The 9,224-nt window shown below is 29.1% G+C and carries 7 protein-coding genes; 1 reads left to right on the top strand and 6 read right to left on the bottom strand.

Annotated elements, in window-relative coordinates:
- Positions 1-530: 530 nt before the first annotated feature.
- Positions 531-1,226 carry a porin family protein gene (locus U9R42_11720; protein MEA3496691.1) on the top strand — a complete coding sequence of 232 codons (696 nt, stop codon included), beginning with the start codon at positions 531-533 and terminating at the stop codon, positions 1,224-1,226.
- Between the two features lie 81 nt (positions 1,227-1,307).
- Here the strand turns inward: U9R42_11720 and U9R42_11715 are convergent, their stop codons facing one another.
- The 6 genes from U9R42_11715 to U9R42_11690 all read right to left on the bottom strand — a co-directional run bounded on the left by U9R42_11715 (position 1,308) and on the right by U9R42_11690 (position 9,084).
- On the bottom strand, positions 1,308-2,150 hold the full coding sequence (locus U9R42_11715; protein ID MEA3496690.1) for a hypothetical protein: 843 nt from the start codon (positions 2,148-2,150) through the stop codon (positions 1,308-1,310).
- Between the two features lie 223 nt (positions 2,151-2,373).
- Entirely contained in the window at positions 2,374-3,747 is a 1,374-nt protein-coding gene (locus U9R42_11710) for a dipeptidase (protein ID MEA3496689.1), read from the bottom strand.
- Positions 3,748-3,789: 42 nt separating this feature from the next.
- Positions 3,790-5,742 (bottom strand): T9SS type A sorting domain-containing protein, encoded by a 1,953-nt coding sequence (locus U9R42_11705; GenBank protein ID MEA3496688.1) that lies wholly within the window; start codon positions 5,740-5,742, stop codon positions 3,790-3,792.
- Positions 5,743-6,084: 342 nt separating this feature from the next.
- A complete protein-coding gene (locus U9R42_11700; protein ID MEA3496687.1) occupies positions 6,085-6,591 on the bottom strand; it encodes a DUF4411 family protein in 507 nt (168 codons plus the stop codon).
- Positions 6,584-7,756: an XRE family transcriptional regulator gene (locus tag U9R42_11695; protein ID MEA3496686.1), complete on the bottom strand. Its 1,173-nt coding sequence runs from the start codon at positions 7,754-7,756 to the stop codon at positions 6,584-6,586. Before U9R42_11695 ends, U9R42_11700 begins: the two co-directional genes overlap by 8 nt.
- A gap of 254 nt (positions 7,757-8,010) precedes the next feature.
- Positions 8,011-9,084: a hypothetical protein gene (locus tag U9R42_11690; protein MEA3496685.1), complete on the bottom strand. Its 1,074-nt coding sequence runs from the start codon at positions 9,082-9,084 to the stop codon at positions 8,011-8,013.
- Between the last annotated feature and the right edge of the window lie 140 nt (positions 9,085-9,224).

Here is a 9,224-nt window from a genome sequence, read left to right as displayed (position 1 = left end):
ACACAAAGAAACACGAAAAAACAAATCTTTGTGATTCTTCGTGTCTTTGTGTCTTAGTGGCAAGAAAAAAAAATAGCCACAAAGGCTCGAAGGCTCTAAGAAACACAAAAAAAATCTTTGTGATACTTAGTGTCTTTGTGGCTTAGTGGCAAGTAAAAAAGAAGAATTGCCACTAAGACTCTAAGACTCAAAGAAACACGAAAAAACAAATCTTTGTGATTCTTAGTGTCTTTGTGTCTTAGTGGCAAGAAAAAAGAATAGCCACAAAGGCTCGAAGGCTCTAAGAAACACGAAAAAATAAATCTTTGTGATACTTAGTGTCTTTGTGGCTTAGTAGCAAGTAAAAAAGAATAGCCACAAAGGCTCGAAGGCTCTAAGAAACACAAAAAAAATCTTTGTGATTCTTCGTGTCTTTGTGGCTTAGTGGCAAGTAAAATAGAACTCTAAAATAAACATCAAAAAAAAATCATTTTCATTTTGCAGAAATCATTAAATTCATGTAGGTTTGTTACCTTAAAAAAACTACTAAAATGAAAAAAATATTATTACTTAGTCTATTTGCATTATTATTTTCACTTAATGTAAACTCACAAATTTATATTGGACCAAAGGCAGGATTAAGTTTCTCCAACCTTACAGGAAACCTCGGATATTATTTGGCAAACACAGATCAACCATTCATTGAGAACGGTTACAACGGGTTTTCTTTAGGATTAGACTTTCAATATGTTTTAAACGAAAGTAGCTCACTTGTTACAGATATTCTTTACACAAACAAAGGAGGATTGTTTGAAACACCTGACCCAACAAAAAGAATTCTTGAATATCAATTGAATTATATTGAAATACCTATTCTGTATAAATATGATTTTGACTTAGATTATTTAATAGTTTATACTAATATTGGACCATATTTAAGTTTTTTAGCAGGAGGTACAGGCAAGCGTTACGGTGCATCATGGGATACAAGAACTAATGATATCAAAAAGTTTTTTGACGAAAGTGATAAACAACCTTATTCAAACATTGATGTAGGACTTTGCCTCGGTGCAGGTGCTTCTTACGAAATTGGACCCGGAAATGCATTTGCAGAAATGAGATACAACATTGGACTTATTGATGTTGCTAAAGATTCTGAAGATTCATTTTATAAAAATATTGGTAAAAACAGAGTTTTCAACATCTTCCTTGGATATAGATTTTACTTAGACGTTGCTAAGGATTAATTTTCAAATACTTACTAAATTCTCAGAGTAACAATAAAGCTTCTTTGTACATTTTTGGATTCTTATGCTAATTCTTTATTTTTAAAAAAGTTTACCAATTCCTATTTTTAAAAAAGAATAACTAGGATCATCAATATCAAGGCCAAATCCAAAATCATAAGCCATGGTTTTTGTTTTATATATCACCCCTGTCTCTAAAATAAGTTCGCCCCAGCCTAATTCAAAACCAGCACCATAATACAAATTAATTTTTTGAGACATTTTTGATGTTGCACCTACTGTTAAATAAAAAACATCATCAATAATGCCCAAATCTGTTGAAGCAGAAATATAACCTCCAAAATTCCCTAAATAAGCATATTTAAAACCCAAAAACCCATAAGGTAAACTAGGAGAAAAAAAGAATGCATTATTCTTTTCTTTTTTTAAAAATTCTTTATGAACCCTATCAATTTTATGTATATAACTTGCATCCTCCCCTAAACCAAATGTAATCATGTCGCTGTGAGATGCAAGCATTAAACTTTTATCTTTTAAAAGCAAATATTCAGATTTAACAAAACTTGATGTAGAAACTAAAGTTGAAAATTGATTATTTTGATAAAGAATGTAAAATTTTGAAGGTTCTGCAAAATAACTTTTACCTCCTTTTTGAGATTGTTTGCCATGAATAGAATTCTTTAATTGGAAAAAGCTGTTTTGTTCTCTTAATTTTAACCTGTAATTATACTCAAAAATAGCAATACTATCATTTTTGAAAAGAATATTATAGGGTTGTACTCCCAATGTTTCCTCTACCATTTGAGGATCCATTCCTTTTTCAACATTAATCATTTTATCAACACTTGTATAATTCGGAACAACCCATTTAGAACAAGAACTAAAAAATAATGGGATAATTAAAAATAAAAGTTTCTTTTTCATTTTAAAAATTATTTATTGAGCATTTATCTAAAAGCACTAATCAATATCACCCTATAATCCACTAAAATAATATATTTTAATTTTTGATACAGCAAAGGTAATAAATATTTTTTATCCCCAAAAAAAAGCGTAACAAAAAATGCTACGCTTTCTAATATTTCCAGAATGTAATTTCCTCTCACTCTCCTCGTTTCACAGTCTCATCTCACATTCTATGATTCAATTATTTTTTCATCTCCTCAGGGAAATACTTGTAAAACTTAAGAATTGTTTCAATTCCATTATAAAACTGAATTAAAGGATAATTTTCATTTGGTGAATGAATAGCATCAGACTCAAGACCAAAGCCCATTAACACTGATTTTAATCCTAATATTTTTTCAAATGTTGAAATAATAGGAATACTTCCACCGCTACGTACAGGTACAGGTTGTATTTTATAAACATCTGCATAAGCTTTTTCAGCAGCTTTGTAAGCAGGGATATCAATAGGACAAACATAAGCTTGACCACCGTGCAATATTTTCACATCAATTTTAACTGATTTAGGAGCTATAGATTCCAAATAATTCTTTACCAACTGTGCAATTTTTTTATTATCCTGATGTGGAACCAAACGAGTAGAAATTTTAGCATGAGCTGTTGAAGGTAAAACAGTTTTTGCTCCTTCACCTGTATAACCACCCCAAATTCCACAAACGTCAAAGGAAGGTCGTATCCCTGTTCTTTCGTTTGTTGAAAATCCTTTTTCTCCTGCAAGTTCTTCTACATCAATTGCTTTTTTGTATCCTTCTTCATTAAAAGGAGCTTTTGCCATAAGCTTTCTTTCTTCATCACTAACCTCAAGTACGTCATCATAAAATCCGGGAATAGTTACTTTTCCATCATCATCAACCATAGAAGATATCATTTTGGTAAGTACATTTATTGGATTTGCAACAGCACCACCAAAAAGTCCACTATGAAGATCGTGATCAGGACCAGTAACTTCAATTTCCCAATAAGACAAACCACGCAATCCTGTTGTAATTGAAGGAATATCTGTAGCAATCATGCTTGTATCGGAAACAAGAATTATATCTGCCTTAAGCATTTCTTTGTTTAACTCACAAAATTTACCAAGGCTAACTGAACCAATTTCTTCTTCACCTTCAAACATAAATTTCATGTTGCAAGTAAGAGTGTCGGTTTTTACCATTGTTTCAAATGCTTTGGCATGCATCATTGACTGACCTTTATCATCATCAGCTCCTCTTGCCCAAATAATATCATCTTTTATAACAGGTTCAAATGGTACTGTATTCCATTTTTCTATCGGGTCAACGGGCATTACATCATAATGAGCATAAACCAAAACCGTAGGGAGTTTTTCATCAATAAATTTCTCACCGTAAACTACCGGATTTCCTTCTGTTTCCATTACTTCAACTTTATCAGCACCAGACTTTAGCAAATTTTCTTTCCAGTACTCAGCAGCTTTGTACATATCGTCTTTGTTCTCAGATAAAGAACTTATTGATGGAATTCTTATTAGTCCAAATAGCTCTTCAATAAAACGATCTTTGTTTTCTTCAATATATTTTTTCTGTTTTTCCATAATTTCAAAATTGTATTTTATTTATAATTAAAAAATAGTTTCCTAATTCATAAAAAGAATCTTTTCTTTGAGAATAATTTCGTTACCACTACTAACAACAACAAAATAAATTCCTGATTCTAATTCTTTTTTGTTAAAACTTAAATGTGTTTTCCCTTTACTAACTTGGTCTTTATATAATAATTTTACTAATTTCCCATTGATATCAACAATGCTAATATCAATATTTTTTTTCTGTTCAAGAGTAAATTCAATATTCATTATTTCAGCAACAGGATTCGGGAACACAGTATTTTTGTTTTTAGTTTCTAAGTTTTTCTCTTCCACATCATTAATATTGTTATCTGCTATTTCAAATATCCATGATTTGTAAATGTTATCAATTTTTATAGGGGGGATTTTACTAAAATCTCTAACATTTGACCCATAACATCCACTTATCCAAACTCTTGGTGCACCTGAATTGTGTTTTCTTTGAACCCCACAATAATCACCCCACCTGTCGTCTCCTTGCATAATATTTACATAGTCATCTCCTTTTTTCAAAACAACATGCTCAGATGGATTCATTTCATGATCGACATGAACTGCGGCAATACCGGGGTAAGTTAGTTCGCCACTTATCAAAAAACCGATTAGCACATCTTTTTCATCAGATAAATAGGGTGAAGATGAAGCAACACCAGGAAATGCAAAATCAAATTTATCTTTTCCGATTACTATTGATTCGTTTCTTTTATTAATGACATTCAAACGATTGTAATTTATTCCTGAATAACCACTAGAATTATATTCAGAATGAAAAACAAAATGAATAGTGTTATCAAAAAAGAATCCATGCATTATCCTGCAATCACCAAGGCTCAATCTTCCAGGGTCAATTGATTGGTTCTCAATATACTGTTTTGCATCTGCTGGAACTTCATACTCTTCTGTAGGGATTGCATAAGAAACTACTATAGGATTGTTTTCCATATCATCAGTAAGTTCGTAAAGATATATTTTTGAACCTCCTGCACTTTTATTTGAAACAAGAAAAGTTCCTGGTCCTATCGTTCCGTGATGTCCGTATGAAACAGGAACAAGTGTAAAAGGTATATGTCCGTCAGCATCTATTATTTTATCCCAAAGTTTGTGCGAAAGATTATCATTATTGTAACCGTCATGTTTATCAATTTGAATTAAGACTGCCCTATAATATCCCCCTTCATTGTTATAAAAAACATTTCCTGTTATATAAAGTTCATTGTTTGAAATACTGACACGAGGAAAATCAATCCATTTATTTGCGTAAGAAACAGAATTCAAATCTTTGAATTTCATTTTGTAAATATTCCATCCGTCCAATGGGTCATCTGTTTTAGAAAAGGCAATTAAAATGGTAGAAGTAGAAGAATTATTCCCATGTAAAACGACAAAAATAAATCTGTCTTCTCCTGCGTCATAAGTTAATACAGGGTCATAAAGTAAAGATGTCAATGAGGCATCATTAAAAAAATCATAAAATGATTTGCCATATAATTTATTACCATCAGAATCATAATAATTTATATTTGAATTAATAGCACTCACAATAATTCCGTCATCCGAAATTGCCATTGTGTTATCAGGAGGTGTTCCATAACGTTCCCAATTTGCAACAAAACCACTTTTAACTATAGGTGTTACAGGATTTTTATAATTTGATTCTCTGTAATTTATTGATTTACTATTTTCTTTAAGTAAATTTTTCTGTTTCTTTATTTTTTCTAACAACTCATTATCAGGAACATCATGTTCTACATGATATTTTATTGTTGCTACACTCAACATCCAATTACTTTCAGTTGAAAAAGATGTTGAAGGTTCGATAGATTTAATTTTGGAAATATTTGTATTTATATATTTTTTTACTTTTTCCCCTGAACTTATATTAGGTTTAATATACTGCGACTTTGCATTAAAAACCATAAAAACAAGTAAAATCAAAAAAGTTAACTTGTGAAATTTGTACATAAATGTTTTAAATTAGAACACATGAATAATATTTTTATATTTTGCAAAGGTAAAGAAATAAGATAATAAAATTAAAAGTTGTGTATCATTTTTCAATGTAAACTAATGAACATGGGCTAAATTTTATTTTAGGTATTATGGATTTTCCAAAGATGTATATGTCGAAGAATTATAATGTTCAGAAAAATGTTTTCTGTTACAAGATAAACTTTCGGCAAAAAAACAGTAGGTAAACTTACAGTATTGGTTTTTTATCTGCTTAGATGTTAGGTAAGCTGTTAAAAATTACCAAATATTAAGAAAAAAGCCTGCATTACGTATAATCTTTGTTATGCATAGGGCTTAGTTTATTTTGCAATTAAATTTAATATTAACTTCCTTAATAAAGTCAAAATCATTAATCCACTTCACATTCATATTTTCACATACATCAGGTATTTTAACCTTTTGAGGATTGCTACTTGTTGATAAATATTCCTTTGTAACAACAATCGCATTTTCAGCCATTGCATGAGCAATAACCCAAGGGTCAGCAATTGACCTATTTTTTATATTATTTGCTAAATATTGATGTGATTTATCTTTTGCATAAAGTTTTTTTAAGTTTAATTGAACACTTTCATCAATCGGTTTTACAATATAACTTTTGTCTTTCAACCAATTCCTTAAATTATCATCCCCTTTGTCAATCTCTTTCTTGACCTCACGCGTTATAAAGACAATTCCTTGTTTTGCTAATTCATCAATAATCTCCCAATATTCAGAACAAAAATCTGGTGAATAGTATTTATTCCACGCTTCAATGAAAAAATTAGTATCAAGACAATATTTTTGTTCACTATCAAGCATATAAATGTTTTTCTAAATTTTTAAAATTACTTACCTTAATGTCTAATAATTTATTTGCCTCATAACCAGAAATTTTGCCACTCTTATAATTACCGTATATAAATGATGTAAAAGCCCTACTATTCTTTCTGATTTTAAGTATATAATAACTCGGTCCACCTTTCTGTTTCGGTTTTTTTGCTTGTTTCTCTAAATAAGCTTCATACTTTTCATTAAATACTTTTTTATATGAGTTAAATTTAGTAGTTGATATTATGTTCATATTTACTAATCTAACAAGAAGAGCAAAAGAACTAACTTTTATCTCTCTTGCTTTTCTTTCAATTATTTCGGGGGTAATTTCTCTATTTGGTTTAAATAAATCTGTTATTAATTCTTTGGGCATTAGTATTTCTGCTGCAACTTTATTACATAAAATTTCTATTGGGTCATATTTGTTTAAGTCTTTAGTGTCTCTAAAATCAATAAAATTAAATGCAGAAACTCCACTTGTATTAATCCATAAATGAGCTAATTCGTGTATTAATGAAAAAAGTTGGGAATTTTTACTATCTGCACTATTAATAAAAATAAATGGTGCATATTTATCTGTTATTGCAAATCCTTTTACTTCTTCTATATCAATTTTTAAATGGCTATGAATATTACTTGTTAGAGAGACAAATATTCCTTTTTGCTCAATTTTATCTGTCCAATACTTCAATATATCATTGTTGTGATAATGGTCATCTATTTCTAATACTTTTTTAATATTTTTTGCTATGAATTTGAAGTCATCATTTTTGTTAAACTTACCAATAAAATCCAAAGGTTGCTCACTCTCTTCCTTCAAAAAGTCACTTATCCAAGATTGCTTTGACTGAATATCTCTAATAATAAAAGTTAGAGCTGTACTATATTCCTTAAAATCACTACTTTTTCTAAAATCTCTTAAAGTTTGAAAATCAAAAGGAGGTTCTGGTAAATAAAAAATAGATATTGGTCTGCGATACAATTTTGATAGCTTTTCAAGTTGATTTATTGTTGGGTAATCATTTCCTTTTTCCCATAAATCAATTTTCTCTTCTTTAACTTTAATTTTTAAAGCAACTGTTTCGATAGGCATTTTTGATGTTTCTCTTGCCCAGCGTAAAATATTTGGTGTTATGATTGCTTTATTTCTCATATTACAAAGATAAATGATTTTAACAAACTATTTGTATTATTTTCATTTTTCCAAAACTCTATGTCTTCACACGCCTTATGCACAACTTGTAAATACAAACACCTTTTCCTCAATATACTAAATGTCAAATTTAAATTAATTACTTTGGATATTCTTTAGGAAAATACTAAAAGTTTTTTTTCCAAACAAAGATAGCTATCCTAAAAAAAACAATTCCTGCAATAGCAACAGACATATTCTAAGCTTAAAAATTTTTATTTTTTCTTAGAACCTTTCGTTGTTTTCTTTTTCGTTTGTGATATTCTTCCGCTTTTTGAAGAAGATGATTTTGAAGAAACCTGCTCCTTTGCTTGTTCGTATTCTCTCCTATCCCTTGCCGACATGAAATACATTGTCCAATCTTCAATTTTATCCTGCAAGTACTTATAATCTCTGTATTTCAAAATGTTATCACGAGCCATATAATCAGTAATAACCGCATTATCGCTTGCTCGTACAACCAAATAATAATTGTAAATAATTTTTGAATTTCCTGTATAAACAGCTAAAGACTTCAAATAATATTTGTTTTTATCCTTGTTTTTTAAATTTTTAGGAATATCGTCAGGATCCAAAAATTTAAAAGATGAAAATTTCCATTCTTCTTTTAAGAACTCCTCAATTTTATCGTTGTATTTTTTGTATTTCTTATGTTCTTTTCTGTCAACTTCAGGAATAATAAAAACTTTTGATTTGAGATTTTTGGAAAAATCATTTATAGCTTCTTTATATTTATTTTCATGGTTACGATACAAAGGTCTTACTTTATCTCCGTAATAATTAGATGCATTTATCATTGAAAAACTAAGCATATTCATCATCAAAGTAACATCCTCGCTTGAAGTAAGTTTTAATCCATTTACAATTGTTGATGCAACCAATTCTTTTTTTGGTTCACAAACCTCCAAATTAGCATGCCAATTGTTGTAAAAGTCTCTTTCAAAATACATTACAACTACAGTTTTATCTTTAGATTTTTCAAGTAATTTTCTACGAAATTGTTTTATTTCATAACCTTCCAACATATCAAAAGTTGAATTTTTAATCCCCTCATCCCAAATTTCTTTCCATTTTTTATCAATTTGTTTATCAGTTTTCAATCCCCTAAAAACAGTTTTATCCTTCAACGCACTATTTACATTATCAACAATAGGAACATATAATATTTTTTTTCTGATAAATTTAGTATCGAAAGATTTAACATCATTTGGTCCATATTTTTGAGCATAAAGACCAGAAGTTAATAAAATTGATATCACAATTGTTAATATTCCTTTTACAAATTTCATTTTTAACTTTTTTAAAGATTCTCAATTAACTTTTTTATCAAAATACAAAATTTCTTTTTGCAATTGAATTTAATGCAAAAATATATAAAATTTTATACTTCATTCGGCTAATTCTTAAATTATTTCAAAAAATAAAAAAA

This window comes from Bacteroidota bacterium (assembly GCA_034723125.1).
Lineage (GTDB): Bacteria > Bacteroidota > Bacteroidia > CAILMK01 > JAAYUY01 > JAYEOP01.
This window is presented reverse-complemented; position numbering and strand designations above follow the sequence as displayed.

Coding starts and splice junctions, on each gene's coding strand:
- U9R42_11720 (MEA3496691.1), top strand. CDS start 531: ATGAAAAAAATATTATTACTTAGTCTATTTGCATTATTATTTTCACTT.
- U9R42_11715 (MEA3496690.1), bottom strand. CDS start 2,150: ATGAAAAAGAAACTTTTATTTTTAATTATCCCATTATTTTTTAGTTCT.
- U9R42_11695 (MEA3496686.1), bottom strand. CDS start 7,756: ATGAGAAATAAAGCAATCATAACACCAAATATTTTACGCTGGGCAAGA.
- U9R42_11710 (MEA3496689.1), bottom strand. CDS start 3,747: ATGGAAAAACAGAAAAAATATATTGAAGAAAACAAAGATCGTTTTATT.
- U9R42_11700 (MEA3496687.1), bottom strand. CDS start 6,591: ATGCTTGATAGTGAACAAAAATATTGTCTTGATACTAATTTTTTCATT.
- U9R42_11705 (MEA3496688.1), bottom strand. CDS start 5,742: ATGTACAAATTTCACAAGTTAACTTTTTTGATTTTACTTGTTTTTATG.
- U9R42_11690 (MEA3496685.1), bottom strand. CDS start 9,084: ATGAAATTTGTAAAAGGAATATTAACAATTGTGATATCAATTTTATTA.